The 17837-nt window shown below is 33.2% G+C and carries 19 protein-coding genes and 1 pseudogene; 17 read left to right on the forward strand and 3 right to left on the reverse strand.

Features of this window, described 5'->3' with window-relative positions:
* The first annotated feature begins 108 nt into the window (after positions 1–108).
* From ACX5JI_RS07360 to ACX5JI_RS07420, 13 genes and pseudogenes are all read left to right on the forward strand, one after another.
* Positions 109–483: a GntR family transcriptional regulator gene (locus ACX5JI_RS07360; protein ID WP_459500457.1), complete on the forward strand. Its 375-nt coding sequence runs from the start codon at positions 109–111 to the stop codon at positions 481–483.
* A gap of 2 nt (positions 484–485) precedes the next feature.
* Entirely contained in the window at positions 486–1355 is an 870-nt protein-coding gene (locus ACX5JI_RS07365; RefSeq protein WP_459500458.1) for an ABC transporter ATP-binding protein, read from the forward strand.
* Complete coding sequence (locus ACX5JI_RS07370) at positions 1348–1974, forward strand: ABC-2 transporter permease (protein WP_459500459.1); 627 nt, start codon at positions 1348–1350, stop codon at positions 1972–1974. Before ACX5JI_RS07365 ends, ACX5JI_RS07370 begins: the two co-directional genes overlap by 8 nt.
* A gap of 205 nt (positions 1975–2179) precedes the next feature.
* Positions 2180–2581: a BlaI/MecI/CopY family transcriptional regulator gene (locus ACX5JI_RS07375; RefSeq protein ID WP_459501049.1), complete on the forward strand. Its 402-nt coding sequence runs from the start codon at positions 2180–2182 to the stop codon at positions 2579–2581.
* Between the two features lie 2 nt (positions 2582–2583).
* Entirely contained in the window at positions 2584–4491 is a 1908-nt protein-coding gene (locus tag ACX5JI_RS07380) for a M56 family metallopeptidase (protein ID WP_459500460.1), read from the forward strand.
* A gap of 326 nt (positions 4492–4817) precedes the next feature.
* Complete coding sequence (locus ACX5JI_RS07385) at positions 4818–5198, forward strand: GntR family transcriptional regulator (protein ID WP_459500461.1); 381 nt, start codon at positions 4818–4820, stop codon at positions 5196–5198.
* Positions 5195–5893 (forward strand): ABC transporter ATP-binding protein, encoded by a 699-nt coding sequence (locus tag ACX5JI_RS07390; RefSeq protein WP_459500462.1) that lies wholly within the window; start codon positions 5195–5197, stop codon positions 5891–5893. The genes ACX5JI_RS07385 and ACX5JI_RS07390 overlap by 4 nt, the downstream gene beginning before the upstream one ends.
* The gene (locus ACX5JI_RS07395) at positions 5890–6684 is read left to right on the forward strand and encodes an ABC transporter permease (RefSeq protein WP_459500463.1); all 795 of its coding nucleotides are present in this window, start codon (positions 5890–5892) and stop codon (positions 6682–6684) included. The genes ACX5JI_RS07390 and ACX5JI_RS07395 overlap by 4 nt, the downstream gene beginning before the upstream one ends.
* 39 nt (positions 6685–6723) lie before the next feature.
* Positions 6724–7458 (forward strand): Bax inhibitor-1/YccA family protein, encoded by a 735-nt coding sequence (locus tag ACX5JI_RS07400; RefSeq protein WP_459500464.1) that lies wholly within the window; start codon positions 6724–6726, stop codon positions 7456–7458.
* A gap of 91 nt (positions 7459–7549) precedes the next feature.
* Positions 7550–7925, forward strand: a pseudogene (locus tag ACX5JI_RS07405) (MBL fold metallo-hydrolase); the annotation flags it as partial.
* Between the two features lie 748 nt (positions 7926–8673).
* Positions 8674–9627, forward strand: a complete 954-nt coding sequence (locus ACX5JI_RS07410) for a TRM11 family SAM-dependent methyltransferase (RefSeq protein WP_459500465.1) — start codon at positions 8674–8676, stop codon at positions 9625–9627.
* A gap of 815 nt (positions 9628–10442) precedes the next feature.
* Positions 10443–10985 (forward strand): hypothetical protein, encoded by a 543-nt coding sequence (locus tag ACX5JI_RS07415; RefSeq protein WP_459500466.1) that lies wholly within the window; start codon positions 10443–10445, stop codon positions 10983–10985.
* Between the two features lie 178 nt (positions 10986–11163).
* Complete coding sequence (locus ACX5JI_RS07420; protein WP_459500467.1) at positions 11164–11724, forward strand: class I SAM-dependent methyltransferase; 561 nt, start codon at positions 11164–11166, stop codon at positions 11722–11724.
* A gap of 409 nt (positions 11725–12133) precedes the next feature.
* On the opposite strand, the gene ACX5JI_RS07425 is transcribed toward ACX5JI_RS07420, so the two are convergent.
* Together ACX5JI_RS07425 and ACX5JI_RS07430 are read right to left on the reverse strand one after the other, a co-directional pair.
* Complete coding sequence (locus ACX5JI_RS07425; RefSeq protein WP_459500468.1) at positions 12134–13354, reverse strand: MFS transporter; 1221 nt, start codon at positions 13352–13354, stop codon at positions 12134–12136.
* 60 nt (positions 13355–13414) lie between these two features.
* Positions 13415–13990 (reverse strand): TetR/AcrR family transcriptional regulator, encoded by a 576-nt coding sequence (locus ACX5JI_RS07430; RefSeq protein ID WP_459500469.1) that lies wholly within the window; start codon positions 13988–13990, stop codon positions 13415–13417.
* Between the two features lie 627 nt (positions 13991–14617).
* Between ACX5JI_RS07430 and ACX5JI_RS07435 the strand changes: the two genes are divergently transcribed.
* From ACX5JI_RS07435 to ACX5JI_RS07450, 4 genes are all read left to right on the forward strand, one after another.
* A complete protein-coding gene (locus ACX5JI_RS07435; RefSeq protein WP_459500470.1) occupies positions 14618–15169 on the forward strand; it encodes a cysteine hydrolase family protein in 552 nt (183 codons plus the stop codon).
* Positions 15170–15471: 302 nt separating this feature from the next.
* Positions 15472–15840 carry a DUF4180 domain-containing protein gene (locus ACX5JI_RS07440; RefSeq protein ID WP_459500471.1) on the forward strand — a complete coding sequence of 123 codons (369 nt, stop codon included), beginning with the start codon at positions 15472–15474 and terminating at the stop codon, positions 15838–15840.
* Positions 15841–16393: 553 nt separating this feature from the next.
* Positions 16394–16630 carry a helix-turn-helix transcriptional regulator gene (locus ACX5JI_RS07445; protein ID WP_459500472.1) on the forward strand — a complete coding sequence of 79 codons (237 nt, stop codon included), beginning with the start codon at positions 16394–16396 and terminating at the stop codon, positions 16628–16630.
* Entirely contained in the window at positions 16623–16952 is a 330-nt protein-coding gene (locus tag ACX5JI_RS07450; protein WP_459500473.1) for a 6-aminohexanoate hydrolase, read from the forward strand. Before ACX5JI_RS07445 ends, ACX5JI_RS07450 begins: the two co-directional genes overlap by 8 nt.
* A gap of 60 nt (positions 16953–17012) precedes the next feature.
* On the opposite strand, the gene ACX5JI_RS07455 is transcribed toward ACX5JI_RS07450, so the two are convergent.
* Positions 17013–17432, reverse strand: a complete 420-nt coding sequence (locus ACX5JI_RS07455) for a DUF5065 family protein (protein WP_459501050.1) — start codon at positions 17430–17432, stop codon at positions 17013–17015.
* Positions 17433–17837: the final 405 nt, after the last annotated feature.

Below are 17837 nucleotides of genomic sequence, written 5' to 3' on the forward strand. Positions count from 1 at the left end.
GAGTAGCATGACGCCCTAATATAAAAATCTAAATTTTTTAAATGTATATATTGTATATATTGTGCGTATTGTATATAATGTGTATAGAAGTTAATAAGGAGTTAAAACATGAAAATCTTACTATCTAATAGTTCTAAGTCACCCATTTATCAGCAAATCATTGATCAAATTATATTACAAGTATCAAATGGGACATTGAAAGAAGATGATGCATTACCTTCTATGCGTTCATTAGCAAAAGACTTGAAGATAAGCGTTATTACTTCAAAAAGGGCGTACGAAGAACTTGAAAAAGCAGGTTACATCTACTCCATAGTAGGGAAGGGTTCGTTTGTTGCAAAACAAAACAAAAAACAACGAGTAGATGAATCAAGTGATCCAATACGTGAAAAGTTTAGTGTAGTTGTTCGGGAAAGTAAGGCGAATCATTTATTAAGGGATGAGTTAATACAAATTATTAATTGTATTTATGAGGAGGAGTAGAAATGGAAAATATCGCAGAACTGAAAAACATTTCAAAAACATACAAAGGATTTTCTTTGAAAAATGTATCGTTTAATATTAAAAAGGGGTTTGTAACGGGGTTTATTGGAACAAATGGTGCAGGGAAAAGTACGACAATTAAACTAATTATGGACCTTATTAACAAGGATAGTGGGGATATTAAAATTTTTGATAAAGATCATCAAAAGGATCAAGTTTCTATTAAAGAGCGTATTGGATTCGTATACGATGACAATGTCCTTTATCAGGATATGACAATTCATCAACTGAAAAAATTTATTGCCCCAGCTTATAAAAAATGGGATGAAAATCGCTTCCAATATTACATACAGAACTTTGAGCTACCAACTAACATAAAAATGAAAAAGATGTCTAAAGGGATGAAAATGAAGACTTCCCTAGCATTTGCACTTTCACACCATGCTGAATTTATTATTATGGATGAACCAACTTCTGGACTTGATCCTGTATTTCGAAGAGAAATTTTAGATATCCTTTATGATTTAATGGTCGATCAAGATAAAACAATCTTTTTCTCCACACATATTACAACTGATTTAGATCGTATTGCTGATTATATTGTGTTTATTCATAATGGGGAGGTTGTGTTCGAAAAAGATATACATAGTATTTCTGAAGAATATGCAATTGTAAAAGGGGATACAGCCTTACTTACACCAGAAATCAGGAAACAATTAATTGGAATTCGTGAAACAAATGTGGGATTTGAAGCACTTACAAGTAACGCAATCCATATAAGGATGCAATTAGGTAACGATGTATTAGTTGAAGAAGCGACTTTAGAGGATATCATGTACTATACAAAAAAGGGGAATGTTCAATATGTATAATTTAATATTAAAAGACTTTCGGTTGCAAAAATTAGTTATGCTACTCTATCTATTTACCATATGCCTTTTAATTGGAACGTTAGGAAAAGTTGGCGTAGCAATCGTTTTGGTGGCTTGTTCTTATATGATAAATCTACATTATTACGACGAAAAGAATAATAGCCACAAGTTTCTCCTTAGCCTGCCTTATAGTAGAAATAAAATTATTATGTCAAAATATATCGGTACAATGTTATTTACGCTTATGGTAGTTTTATTCTCATTATTGATTCAAATCGTAATTCAAGTTGCATCCCCGACTTATGGAGTTGAAATTGCAACTCCACATGCAATTTTGGTTAGTGTTCTTACTGTCATGTTGTTTACATCTATCTACTTACCATTTTGCTATCGTTTTAGCAATAAATATTTGTTAGCTGCAATTAGCTTTATTTTTCCTATCGTTGTTATGTTATCGAAAGTAATTGGAGAATATTTAAATATTACTAACCCTATTCATAGCATTACGACACAGTTTACTACGAATCAGCTAATTATACTTGCTTCAATCGTTACCATACTTATATTTATAGGCTCTTACTTTTTAACGGTGAGAATTTATAAACGTACTGATTTTTAAAAATGGTTTTCAATGTGAATATAAAATAACTAATAATAAAAAACGTTTCTGAAATTAGAAACGTTTTTTATTATATGTTTTTCTATGGTTCTCATATTGTTTAAAGAAGTGTATTGATGAATCCAAAATATGGTTGACAACTATGGATTACGAATGTAATATCGAGTTGTAGATTACATTTGTAATATAAGGGGTGGAACTTTAAATAATGAAAGAATTACCTAAAATATCGGAAGCTGAATTGGAAATCATGAAAATTCTTTGGTCAAAATCTCCTCAAACAGCGAATGAAGTGATTGAAGCACTAGAGGAAACGATGGACTGGAAACCGAAAACGATTCGAACGCTTATTAATCGATTAGTTCAAAAAGAAGCTGTTTCTTACCACCAAGAAAAAGGACGTATGTATGCCTATTATCCGTTGGTGTCACAGAATAGTTATCTACAAGTAGAGACGAAATCCCTCCTCAAACGGTTTTATGGTGCAGCATTTAAACCTTTACTTGTGAATTTCTTAAAAGAGGAAAAACTGTCTTCAGAAGACATTGACGAACTCAAACGTATTCTCGATGAGAAGGCTGAGGAAAACAAGGGGAGGGATAGATAAGAATGATAGATATGTTTGTAAACGTCTATCTACCTCGCTTTTTTGATTGGGTGATAGAAACCTCTATTATGGCAAGTATAGTAGTTGGCCTCATCTTATGTGTCAAAATCTTGCTTAGAAATAAGTTAACACCGCGATGGCAGTATCTATTATGGATGATATTAATTGTAAGACTTCTATTACCATGGTCGCCGGATAGTTCCTACAGTATTTATTCTATTCTTTCATACAATCATGGGGCTTCAGTTATCTTTCAACAAGATCCTGTTTCTCCTTCAAAAAAATATATTCAAAAATCTATAGATATAGATAATAAAAATACAGTCGCAAAAGAAGATACCTATGCATCTGGTTCAACAGAAACAACTGAGGAAAGCAAGAAACAAACATATAATAATGAGAAGCAAAACGATGAGACGTTTTCATTTTATACAGTCTTTATATATGTTTGGTTTGCTGGGGGGATCATTCTAGGTTTTGTCACCATCATTATGAATAGGCGTTTACTTCTGTACATAAAAAAACAACCTGTTATTACAGATGAAAGGATTGTCAAAATCTTTGAAGACTGTAAGAAATCTATGTCTGTTCAGCGGGATATCCCACTTCTCTTAGCCGGGAAAATCGCAAGTCCAACTGTTTTCGGATTCATTGGGTCAAGAGTGTTATTATCAAGTGCACATATGAAAGTATTAGATGATCAACAACTACGATATATTTTTTATCATGAATTGGCTCACATCAAACGAAAAGATGTCGGTGTGAATTGGCTTATGCATGGCTTACTTATCCTAAATTGGTTTAACCCAATTCTTTGGTATGCCTACTCATGCATGCGGGAAGATCAGGAACTTGCATGTGATGCATTTGCGCTTACATTTATAGATTCAGAGGAACAAATTGCATATGGTCATACAATTATTACTCTTTTAGAACACTACTCAAATTATTATCAAGTACCAAGCCTAGCGAATTTAAGTAGAAATAAAAGAACGTTGAAAAGGAGAATTGTTATGATTAAAAAGTTCCAAAAGAAATCGTATCGTTGGTCTGCACTCGGAATTGTGGCGGTTATTGTTGTATCATCGGTATCTTTATTGAATGCACGTGCGGATGTGCCAGCTAAACAGCAGAAAGAACAGCCTGTAGTAAAAGATGAAAGAAAAGAAACGAAAAAGCAACCTGATGTTTCCATTGAGCAAAGTGTGGAAAAAATGATCGGTACGAAAGAACAGGCATTTGCAGAATTGAAAATTCCAGAAAAACAATATAAAAAAATGATGGATGAAACAGCAGCAGCTAAAAAGTTTTTGACAAAAGATGAATTTGATACATATATCCAATTGCAAGGAGAGGGGTATACTCTTCAAAAAAAAGCAATTGCTTTAGGAGAGAATCCTGAACTGCTAAGTGCAGAGGAGCAAACGAAACTAGAAAAAACGGGAGAGGCAATAGGGCCACTTTGGGAAAAGGTAAGGAAACATTTCATATTTACAAAAGAAGAAGCTCAAAAAATTGTGGGTTTTCCAATTAAAAAGCCGACATATACAGCGGAAGGTTACCAGTTAAAAAAAGAAAGAGTTGATACCGAGGCTACAATCGGGAAACCGAACCCTATTATTAATTCAGAATATAGAGGTAGAGAGTTTGGTTATACGATTTATCAATCCACCGTTTTAGAAAAAGGAAAAGATCCATTTTATCAGTGGATTGATGACAATGACAAGATAGAAAATTATGAATTGGAAGGTGCACAATTCACCTTCGCTAAGATGACCGGAAGTAATGTAAAGGGCATGAAGATGATTGTTCCAGCAAAAGGAAAGGACAGTTCCTATCAAATTGTAATCATTGATGATGTTCTAAATAAGGCTGAATTAGAGAAAATTATGATTTCCTTTTTGAAATAAAAAATAGAGTCTCAAGATACAACTTATCAAGACCTAAATCCAAAAAACACTTAAAATATCAATCTCCTAACATATTATATATGACTAATATGTTAGGAGATTTTATTTTTGGTAATGAGGTTTGAAACTGAATTTGAATAGTATTTTTCTCTATTTGGTTAGAAATAAGTAAAGTCTCATAAACAGTCGTTTATGGGACTTGGTTGATTACACTAATTCACTAAATATATCACCTTCTATTCATTATAGTTTTCAAAATAACTATTTACATGTAATTTGCATTAGTGTACTATCTATCTAGTACACTAATACAGAGGAGGAAAAAAATGAAAACTGAGTTTTCTCCTAATATCCCCATTTATGTTCAGGTAATGGAATACATCAAAAAGGAAATTGTAACAGGACGTTTGGCGCCAGGTGACAAAATTCCTGCTGTACGTGAATTAGCGAGTGAATTACAAGTGAATCCAAATACAATTCAACGTACATTTCAAGAGCTAGAACGGGAAGGTATTGCTGAGACACGTAGAGGAACAGGAAGATTTGTAACAATTAATGAAGAAAAAATTACAGAGCTACGTAAAGAAATGGCAAGAGAGTTGCTTGATAATTTTATAAATGGAATGCATAACTTAGGATTTATGGAAGAAGAAATTCTCTCAATACTCCATTCTTCTTTGGAAAAGAAAAAGGAGGGAAACGAATGAAAGAAGTATTAAAAATTGAGAATCTATGGAAAAGATATGATTTAAAAACAGTGATTCAAGATGTAAGCTTAACAATATCAGAAGGAAAGATTATCGGTCTTGTTGGTGCAAATGGTAGTGGAAAAACGACATTATTAAAAATGATTTCTGGTTTACGGTTTCCTTCTAAAGGAAGTATTACAATTGAAGATAAAAAGGTAGGGTTAGAAACGAAAGAAATCGTTTCATTTATGCCCGATAGTCCTGTTTTTGAAAAATGGATGACTGTAAAAGATGCTGTGTTGTTCTATCGAGATGTATATGCTGATTTTGATCTACAACAAGCAATAGATTTAATAGCTAACTTTAAAATCCCGTTAGAGGAGAATATAAGCATCTTATCAAAAGGGGCAACAGGAATATTACAGCTTATATTAACTTTTTCAAGGAAAGCAAAGTTATATGTATTAGACGAACCATTAGGTGGAATTGATCTTATTTCTAGAAAGCATGTATTAGATTTGGTTCTTAACTTTTATCGTGAAGATAGTACCATTCTTATTTCGACTCATTTAATAGAGGAAATTGAAAATATATTTGATGAGGTAATCTTTTTGAAAGACGGGGGTATTGTATTGCATGAAAATGTAGAAGAAATTCGTTTTCACCATGGAAAAGCAGTACATGAGTTATTTAAGGAGGTTTTTGAGAAATGAATCCACTTTTTCGCTATTTATTTAATTGTAATAGAAAAAAGATAGCCGTCTTTTATTTTGGATTTATTACTATTTCGTTACTTCTTTTATTTAATATGATGGGACAATCGAAGCTAACAAATCAGCTTACAAAGGATATAACATTAGGTATATTTATATTAATAATAGGTAGCACTGCATTTTTACTGCTTTTAATGGCTTTGCCTTCTTTCAATAAAATGCTAAAAAATACTATGATACGTTATACATCCATCTCAGGAAAAAAATATATATATGCAAATTTATTCTTTTTCACATTAATGTTTATTCTTTTATTAGTAATAGGCTTAATTTTTCTATACTATTTTTCCAAAAGTACCTATGGAGGAAAAGTAGTCGGGGGCTACCAACAAGAATTTCATAAGTTATATGCATATGGAATTCTTCATCACATACTTTCTGTTTTTTTATGGGGAATCGATTTCATGAGTATATTAATCTCCTGTTATTTCATCATGGTAATTACAAAGCTGATTCCTATAAAGTCATCAATGAGTAAGATGATTTTATCGATTATTTTCTTTGCTTTATTTTTAACAATCCAAACATTAGTACTGGATGTTTTAAGTAAATTAGAGAAATATGTAATCACTATAAAGAGTACGGGATTCATAGATAAAAATGGTTTTATTGACACATCACTGTATCCTAGTGAAGGATTCACTATTTTAGATGTATGTTTTACTTGCTTATTCATAATTGTCCTAACAGCTATTACAGGTCGTATCATTGATGAAAAATTAGAAATATAAAGCTCCACTTTAAAGGTAGAATGTATTTAGGAGGAAAAAATGAGAACAACTAATCCAATATTAAAAAAAGACAAATTTCATAAAGAGAAGACAAATGCTTCTACGATGACTATTGGCGGAACGATAGGAAAAACATTCGTTTTGCTTATCTTACTTCTTGCAGCGTCTGTCTATTCATACGTACAGATGACACAAGGGACAATGAAAATACCCGTGTTAGTTGGGATTATAATAGTTACTCTAATTGTCGCATTTGTAGTTATATTCATTCCGCGTATATCCCCAATTTGCGCACCGATTTACGCAGTATTACAAGGGATTTTATTAGGAAGTATTTCAGCATATTATACAATGCGTTTTGGTGATTCTATCGCTTTAACTGCCGTATTACTAACAATTTCGATTTTATTTGCCATGTTAGTATTATACGCAACTCGAATAGTAAAAGTAACTAAAAAGTTTCGTGCGGTTGTAACGGTTGCAACACTTGGAATTTTTATTATGTATTTTATCGTTTTCTTACTGGGCATCTTAGGGGTGACTGTTCCATATATTCACCAAGGTGGAACAATTAGTATCATCGTAAGTGCAATTGTAATTGTTGTTGCTGCATTAGATTTATTACTAGATTTTGATTCAATTGAAAATGGTACTCATAGTGGAGCACCGAAGTATATGGAGTGGTATAGCGCAGTAGGGCTTATGATGACATTAGTATGGTTATACCTGGAGATTCTTCGTCTGGTTTCTTACATTATGAAAAACAAAGAATAGAAAACATCCTGCATGCTTCAAACATGCAGGATGTTTTTGGTATCTCGTATTATCAATTAGATCAATATAGGCAGTAACAAATGTATAATGTTGCTGTACGAAAATGCCAACCTATACTTATAAACTTTCAGCTCTCCCTCTTATGAAAGGTGGACACATAGAGAATCCACCGAAGGGAAAAGTGGATAATACCTTGATTGACGGTCAAGAATTGCCGTATTGTGGCGGGTTTCTTATTATCCATACTCCAGGACATATCAGTTTATATTTGAAGCAAAGTAAGACTGGGGATTTAATGTATAGTGTAAACGGAACACTGGAGGGGATTCATGTTCTAACCACTTTGGATATAAAGGCTGCTCGACAGTCTTTGAAGAAATATTTAGACCTAGATATTGAATCCGTGGTTTGTTACCGCGGAGGATTAAGTAAGGTAAAATATTAATGAGCAGATCCAAAAAATATAAAGGATATTAATAGTAAATTAACATTTATTGTTACGTTGTTATGAAACAGTGTGAAGTGTTGGTTTGAAATAAAGATAATATGTTTGTAAGAAAGACATGAAGTTTTGAAGAAAGTTGCGACGTTAAAAGAATATGAGATGCTTCATTCTTTTAATCCAAAAACTATAAGTGGTTTCGATTAAAATTTTTTATAAAATTGTTACACTAATTAATAAACAAATAAACCATTTTGATTAATCTTTTTTCAAAATAGCTTATTATGTCTTGGTGTAATATGAGAGTTTACCAATGCTTTTTGTTTAAATTTTATTCCAGATCAACAGCACGCACGAAAGTTCAATTGCGCATACAGAGGCGCTTGTATTTGCTTACGTGTTATCGGATTTAATAGAAAAATAGAAGAGGAATGCTTTTCTGAAGGAGTGATTGGTAGTTGTATACCAATCACTTTTTTTATTCCGCTTCGAAGATAGGTGAGTGTGGATAAAGTTTCACTTTGTTCGCATCATATGATATCATTTAACTTTATTAAAAGAGTATGTGAGTGATTGTACGGATTTAGGAATACGAGCTAATTCCTAGAAATAAAATGTTCTTTATATTAGTAAAGAATTCGATGGAAAGGACTAATAAAAAGAGACAAACTTGCCTCGGCTTATTCGTCCTTTTTTTCATACATTTCATGTTATATGGTACTACTGAGAATGATAGGGAAGAACAATTTAAAATGATAAAGGATGCGAACAGATTGAATAATCACAGCACAACACCGGCATTTATATATACATATGCATTCCGCGAGGATGAACGATCTTTATGTTATATGGAGATGCGCTCTCTTTTTGGAGTTGAGTCTCATGTTAACATTTTGAAGAGTAACGTCAAAATTGAGCCGAGCCGAAGTCCGTTTATAAAAGAACGAATCGAAGTGATGTATGAAGGAGACGACTTGGCAAATATTTTAGAACAAGTAGAACAAATTGATTTAGCAGGAGCTACATTTAAAGTTATTTTTGTTAAAATTAACGATCTTAATGAAGCGAACAAAATAGAATACGGACAAAGGCGTGTAATTGAGAGAGAACTTGGCATGCAGATTGAAGGGGAAGCAGACGTGCATCATCCAGAGCGTGTATTTGGAATTGTTCCTCTTGGTGGTCGTTGGTATTTTGGAGAATATATGGAAAGTGAAGCTGTTTGGTATCATCACGTGAAAAAACCACGCAGCTATTCTACGTCACTTAGCACACGTGTTGCGAGAGCTGTTGCGAATATCGCTGTGCCAAATCCTGATGGAGTCAAAGCGATTGACCCGTGCTGTGGTATAGGAACGGTACTGGTAGAGGCACTGTCCATGGGAATTGACATCGTGGGCCGGGATATAAATCCTCTTGTTGTAATTGGATCTAGAGAGAATATTGCGCATTTTGGATTTGAAGGAGACGTAACGGTAGGACCGATTGCGGATGTCACAACTCATTACGATGTAGCAATTATCGATATGCCGTACAACTTATTTACACATGCGACACCAGAAGATCAATTCTCCATTCTTACACATGCGCGTCGTTTTGCGAAAAAAGTAATTGTTGTAACCATTGAGACAATGGATCACATGATTAAAGAAGCTGGATTTGAAATTACAGACCGCTGTATAGCTAAAAAAGGGACATTTTCTAGGGAAATTCTTGTTTGTGAATAGGGGAAGTCTTTTATCAGGCTGTGGAGAAAGGGAAATGCTACAAAGGTGATCTGACGAAGTTGGTTCGTATAAAGTGGTGAATGAAATTTTACCCCGCATTAACGGGCAGTAAGATTCCCACCTCAAGATTCAGAGAAATGCAAGGAAGATAGGTGGGAGTCGGGCTGCCCGTTAATGCCCGATTGGTTCAACTAATAATCAGTGGGGGATGAAGCCCCCCACTGATTAAAGTTTCACTTTATCAGCGATTCGACAAAGGATATCGACCAACCAACAAAAAACGACAAAAAACAGGTACCCCTAGCACCTGTTTTCCAACAAACTAGGAAAGTGATTGGTATAGATGCCAATCACTTTTTTCTGTATCGTTCAAAAGGATTGTTTAAGCTTCTATTGTAAAATATTAGCTTGATGGAAATTGGTGGTAATCCTAAAAGGATTAGAAATAGTGTTTATATTGTTGCTGGGGATTTAGTTGATAGTTATTACATGTCTAAGAGTTTGAAATGTACCTAAAGCGAAATAAGCACTATTCTTTTTGTAGAAATATAGAAAGGATAGTGTTTTTTGTATTTGAGGAGCATGTAAGGTGCCCCCTAATAGGGATACGGTTATGAGATATATCCAAGAATGACAGTAGCGAATCCGCTGCTTTTTTATTTTACAAAAAACAACACCTTTCTTTTAAATATAAGAAGGTTTTACAATAAAATACACAGAAGTATATATGTGTAAAATTGAGGCGGGTCGAATTTGTATTATGGATGACAGCTATAATACATTCATTTCAATTTGTGTATAAAGGAGAGGAAAATTTGAAAAGAAAAATCGGTACAGCAGTCGTTGGTTTATCTGTTTTAGGTTTTGGAATCTTTGGTGTTGCAGATGGAGATGGTGGAGGTGTTGTTCAGGCGGCTTCGGTAGGAGATGGAGGAGGAGCGCCGGCATATAGTCATGCGGATCATTTTTCTCCAAGTTATGCAGATGGAGACCATGGAGGAGCACCTGCTAATAACAAAGGAGATACTTGGTCTTCGAGTTACTCAGATGGAAACACAGGAGAAGCCCACGGAGATCATGGAGGAGCCCCTGCATATAACAAAGGGGATACTCCAGCTCCAAAATACGCGGATGGAAACACAGGAGGAGCCCCTGTTTATGAACATGGGGACGTACCAGCCCCGAAATTTGAAGCCCATGGAAATCATGGGGGAGCGCCATCTTACAACAAAGGAGATGGAGGAGGAGCCCCTGCTTATAATCATGGGGATGTACCAGCCCCGAAACTAGAAACACATGCAGATTTATCTCAAGCAAGCTCTGTAATTGTTCAATATAGCCATGCTGAAACTTGGTAAATTGTAGATCCACAAAAGACAGCAACATATATTGTACGGCCCCCAAATTATTAGACACAGTCTACAATTTGGGGGAGATTTTTTGAGAAGACTCTGTTAAAGAGTTTAGTTGAAGAAGGAAAGCTATAGTAAACATAGGAAATAGTTAATGTATGAAAGTTCTTATGAGGTGAAAGTGATGGTAATAAAACAAAACGAAATTAAAGTAGTAGTTGGAGCCGGAGTATTTAACAATAATCCAGGTTGGATTCAAACGCAAGAAGATGAACTGAACTTATTAGCTAAAAAGACCTGGGAAGAACGATTTGAATATAATTCCATTTCAGCTATTTTAGCTGAGCATGTATGGGAACATCTTACTTTTGAAGAGGGTGTAAAAGCAGCTGAAATTTGTTATGAATTTTTAAAACCATCAGGTCATATTCGTTGTGGCGTCCCTGATGCATTTTTCCCAGATGAAACCTATCAAAATATAGTTAAAGTAGGCGGACCTGGACCTAAAGACCATCCAGCTGCAAGCCATAAAATAGTTCATAATTATAAAACATTAACTAAAATGTTTGAAACTGCTGGATTTGAAGTAGTTCTACTTGAATATTGTGATGAGAATGGGCAATTTTATTACAACGAATGGGATGCGAACGATGGTGTTATTTTCCGTTCCAAAAGGTATGATTCTAGAAATCAAGGAGATAAACTTGGTTTTCCATCGCTAATTGTTGATGCGATTAAACGGTAAGTAATTCAACTAACGTATGCGTTAGTTCTATAAGTTCATGAGTCACAAATGCGGCTTTTTTATAAACAGTGCATCTTTATTTAAGACCGACATGTAAATGGATTGTAAATTATGTTGCATTTGCGACCGATTTTAATAGTTTTTCTTCTTGTAATGCAACGCAAATGATATTGTGTCAAAATGTTCTTAACAGGACAAAGTCCAAAAGATTTTATATCGAAATTTGTGATAAATGATAAAATAGTCGTTTCATTCTGAGTCCATAAATACAAATAACACCGTCTGAAAAATACAAACGGTGTTAAAATAGTTGTTTATTATTCACTTACTTGCAACAGAACTTAGAAGAGAATACTAATATTACCCCGAAAAGTAGATTTTGACTTTAACTTTTAGGGGACATTGATCGTTAGGGCATATATTTATTTTTGGTTTTTGATAAATGTATTGTATTATTTTTTATTAAATGAACGAATAAGGCGATTAAAGGAAAAGCTGCTCCAATGAGTAAAGTTACTTCACTATTAAATTTATAGTAAGTATAACTTCCAATCCATGAACCAAAGGCTCCTCCCAAAAAGAAAATAGTCATATATAATCCATTAAGCCTGTTTCTTATCTCGGGATTCAAACCAAAGATAACTTTTTGACCCAATAATAAATTTCCTGCTACACCAATATCAATGCCAATGCCTGAGATAAGTATTAAAATTACACTCAATAGTGAATGATCTTGAACAAAAAATAATAGTACGATAGATAATAATACGAGCGCCATTGATACATTAGTCATTGTAAAAATATAACCTTTATCAGCTATTTTACCAATAGTAGGAGTTAATAAAGCTCCAGCTATTGCAACAAAGCCAAATAATGCAATTTCATTATTTGAAAAATGTAATGGCTCAGACCTTAATAAAATTGGAATAACTGTCCAATAAAGACTAAATGTTGCAAATATACATGCGTGATAAAAAGCTCTTTGTTGTAAAGGAGAAGTATTTATTAGTAGTTTTACCATAGAAGCTATTAAATTTGGATATAACATGTTACTAGTCGATACTACTTCATAGTTGGGCAAAAATTTTATAACTAACAGTAATACGGCAACTAGGGTTATTAATGAAAAAAGAAATACCATTCTCCAGCCGAACCAGTCAGCTATTCCGATAGATAATGGGCGAGCAATCATAATCCCAATCAATAAACCACTCATTACTTTACCCACATATTTACCGGTCTCTTCAATGGGCACAATCCTCATTGTTAGTGGAACTAACATTTGAGCCGCACAGGCTCCAATGCCAATTATAGTTGTTAATATTAAAAAAACAATTCCGTTTGTCGAAAGTAGCGTACCAATTAATGAAATAATAGTTAGCCCGATAAGAATTCCTATTATTTTCTTACTTTTACATAAGTCAGCCATTGGTACGATAAAAAATAATCCTAATCCATACCCAATTTGTGTCAAGGTAGTGAGCAATCCAGATAAATCAGAAGAGATGTTCAGATCTTTTGCAATGAATTGTACAATTGGTTGTGCATAATAAATATTTGCAGCAAGTGAACCACAACTAATTGCCAAAATAAATATGAGGAAATTTGTCTTTTTAGTCAACTTCATCATTCCTTTTGCTTATTTTTATTTTTTTGGTACGTTCGTTCCAGAATTCTTAAAAAAGGAAGACTATAGGTCTGCAATAGTCTTATCCACTAGATTATAGGCTAGATTTTTCTCTTTTTTATATTTGGACATTAAATTAATGCCGTGATTTAAACTTAATAAAGAATATGCAACTAATTCAGAGTTAGCCTCTTGTGAAATTTCGCCTTTCTTTTTTCCTTCTTCAATGACTTGCTTAAATACTTTTTCAAGTTCATTAAAATCATTTATAAGTATTTCTTCTATGGAAGGATCAATATGTCCAATAAGCAGTGAAGAATTAGTTATAATACAACTTTTAGGAATGTCATCTGAATAGCATTTTTCAATATGTTGATAAAAAAAAGATGTAAGTGATGCTTTCGTGTTTATACCATCAAAAAGTAAATTCCTCTTTCGACAGCCATAGTGTTTATAATGTTCTAAAACCAGTTTAAATAGTTCATCCTTATCTCCAAAACTATCGTAGAGAGTAGAGCGACTTATTCCCATCGTTTCAATAAGATCTGAGATATATGTAGCGTCATAACCTTTCTCCCAGAATAAATACATAGCTTTATTCAAAGCATGTTCTTTGTTAAAACTAATACTTCTACCCAATTTACAACACCTCCCAATTATATAATTTAGTATAAAGTTTTCGGAACGATAAGTCCAGAAAATTCATCTTGAGATCAAGTCTTCCATAAACATAGAACAATTAAAGACATTAGTAGACCAGTATTGTCATGAAGGAACAAGATAGAACCAATATTTCTGTAATAATCAAATTCTTTAAAGCGGCAGAAATTAGATAGTAAAACCGTTCGAAATTATTGAACGGTTTTTGATGGGTATTTTATTTTTTAACTTATATATTAAAAAGTTATACTAGATAGTTATCTCCATTTGATTTCCTTCTGAATCACCAATTACGCTCTCATGAAGGATTTACAAGTAGAAACATATAAATTATTAAAAGAGCAAATCACTGTATTTTTAAAGAGCGGAGTACCGATATTTGGACAGATTTTTGTTATAGATAAATTTACAATTTTTATAATGCTTCATGTTAAATAGCAACTTGTTTACAAGGCCAGTACTACATCATACAAAAGAGAATGATTCGACCGTTTCTTAACATTATATTAGATTACAAAAATATGTAGGTGGTTTAACTATCTCAAAGGAGTGTTGACCCATGAATGCAAAGGAAACAGCGATCTTACTGATTGAATTCCAAAATGAATGGCTTTCTCCAAAAGGTTCTTTACATTTCATTATTCAAGAGTAATTAGAGAAGAAAGGGGGGTAGCAAATACAGAATATTTACTTCAAGAAGCTAGAAGAAAGGGAGTTACGGTTGTACATATACCGCTTTCCTTCACTCCGGATTACCGAGAAATTTCAGAAGATGCTACAGCACTTGCTTCGATCATTAAGGAAAATAAAAGATTCCAGCAAAATACTTATGGAGCTGAAATCTATCCTGTGTTTGCTCCTACATCATCGGATTTAGTCGCGGAAGGACGAAAAGAGATCAGCGGTTTTGCGGGAAGCAATCTGGATCATTTGCTTCGTGCCAGAGGAATACGACATGTTGCTGTAGCCGGTTTTGTAACTGAAGTATGTGTAGAGTTAACCATCCGCGATGCCTATGATCGAGGGTATCATTGCACTTTATTCTCTAATTGTACGGCCGCTCATAGTAATGAAGATCAAACATATGTAGAAAAGACAATCATGCCTTATTTCGGTAATGTGTTAACAGCGAAAGAGTTGATTGATCAGTTAGGCTAATGAGAGTGGCTACCGCATATCCAACAAGTTAATATTTTGAAGTACTCCCAAAATGAAAACTTTGTATCTCTACAGTTATTTATGAGAATTCAGCTTATTTTTTCGTTTTTAAGGCACATTAACAAGAACAAAAAATCACTAATGTTAAGTGATAATCAAGTTATTTCAAAGTAAAATCGATACCAAAAGATGTACTATTGTTTTTTTATAGTATCCATAATAATTATATAGAAGATACATTTGTGAAAATTACATGAGAAGGTTTATCGATGAATACGTATAAGCAAACTAGGAGGGTGATTATGAATATAGAGAAGGTAGAAGTAGATAGTGGAAGTATTGCCGTAGTGAGAAGCAGTAAGGTATTAATATGCGATGTTCAGTCAGCATTGGATTTTATGGCAACCGTACAATATGAAGTAGGCTGCAATCGCATCATTATAAACAAATCTCTACTATGCGAAAGCTTTTTCGATTTGAAAACACGTCTTGCGGGCGAAATCCTTCAGAAGTTCATCAATTATCGAGTGAAGGTTGCAATTATTGGAGATTTTTCTGCGTATTCAAGTCAAAGCTTAAAAGATTTCATCTATGAATGTAACATTGGAACTAGTTTCTTTTTCTTACCAACCGAGCAACAAGCGATTGAAAAGTTAAGCACGTTGAAGTAGAGGATCCCCTGTAGGTGCAGAGTAAAGTAAGTATTATTCTAGGCTAACCAGTTAATAAAAATAATAATCTTCCACAACTAATCATAATTGTGGAAGATTATTATTTTTAAATGACTTTATCGTTGTTTATTTTGAAGGAAATGAATATTGAGTGAAGAAAAATATACGATTATTCATGAATATCGTTCGTAGGTTTAAAAATCTACACGAATAAATCTGAGTATTAGGTTTGTTCTCGGTTGTTATACTTTTTGGATTTAATGTGAAAATAAAGGGGAGCATACTAAGATTAGTATGCTCCCCAACACTTTGAGAGTCTCAAGAAAAGAATCTTGAGACTCTATTTTTATTTTAAAAGTGTCCATTCTATAGGGCACATATTAAGCTGTGAAGCCTGTTCAAACAAAAAACATTCAATCTCCTTATTTTTATTTCATCAAAATTACTCAATATACTTGTATTTTATATAAAAAATATTATCTTTTGTATAATTAAACTTTACTTTTATATAAAATAGGTTTAATATAAGTGTTAAGAAAGGAAGGTGTTAACTATGAAGGAAAAACATGGAGATTCTATAATGAATAAAGTGTATGAATATAGAGTGTTAAAAAGAATGTCGCAAAAAGATTTAGCTGATGCTGTTGGAGTTTCTAAGCAAACGATATTTGTTATGGAAAAGAATAATTATTCTCCTTCACTGGTGTTAGCATATCGAATAGCAAATTATTTTGAGGTTGATATAAACGAAATATTCTCTTATGTAGGAAAGGAAGATAATAATGATTGATCTATTAAACAACTGGATGTTAGAGAGCACAGATAATTTCAATATCGTTGTAGGACTTACAACAATTCTATTTTTGGGTTCAGTAATTGTACTTTTTATTATCGGAAAAAAATTTGGTCAACCAGATGAAAGAACAAATGGTATTTATTTTAAAATTACTTCTGTTATGTTTACTACTCAACTTATAATGAATGGCATATTTATTTCTTTAGTGGATAAAGATATTGAGCATTTCCGTCAATTCTTTATATTATTTGAAGCCGTTGTATTCTTCGTTGGAGCTGTTTATTCCTTTAGATTATATAGAAAGGAATTTAAATAATTTACTTGCAAGAAGTAGGAGGAAAACCACCCGTTATCGCGGGTGGTTTTTATTGTAGATTTAATTGATTTTAAATAGGTTTGAATATGTAAATTCGCCACGATATTTAATCGCAGCTACATAAGTACCACTTGTGTATGCATCTGTGATAGGTGTTTGCCAAATTTCTGTCCCAGGAATAAATTCTGGTTCTATTGTTTTAAATCGTTGTAGGGAACCGTCTGTGTGGATTTTAAAAATTTTCATCTGTGCACCGAAATGTTCTCTACCAAAATGCTGTGTTAAGTAAAAAACATCACCAGTTACTAAATTCCCAATCTTCCAATCAGGTTGATATGTACTATCCTTTGAACCTTCTAAATCCATAATAGTTTTAAATCCCCAATCATCATGAAATGAATCTGAATAAGCTGCTGCAACTTGTTTATTTGGCATAATCATGTCTACAACTGTGAAACTCCCCAACGTGAGTGCTCCGATAAGCGTATTTGGAAAGAACTAGGATTCGCCCTGTTAAGAGTAAAATGACTCTTTACTATTTAAAGGACGAAAAAAGAAACATAGAAGTGAAAAACCTCTGTGTTACTTTTTGATAAATATATTTATTGGAAAATACTTTGAACTTTCGGGTACAGATGCTCCTTCTCCCCCCTATTATAGAAGCTATTTTGAACGTAAGGGATTTGTAAGGAATGGGTAAGAAAAAAGAAATTTTCATTGTGTATGATCAAAATATAAAGAGGAATGAAAGGCGGAACAGATATGACTTATATATGAAAAATAAACCAGTTAATAAGAGTGTTTCAAGGAAGAGAAGAAATTTCTAGGGTTAACATACGTCTGAAAAACGAGGGGATTATCATTTATTAGGACAGAATGCTGTTT

This window comes from Bacillus sp. C1 (genome assembly GCF_054570475.1).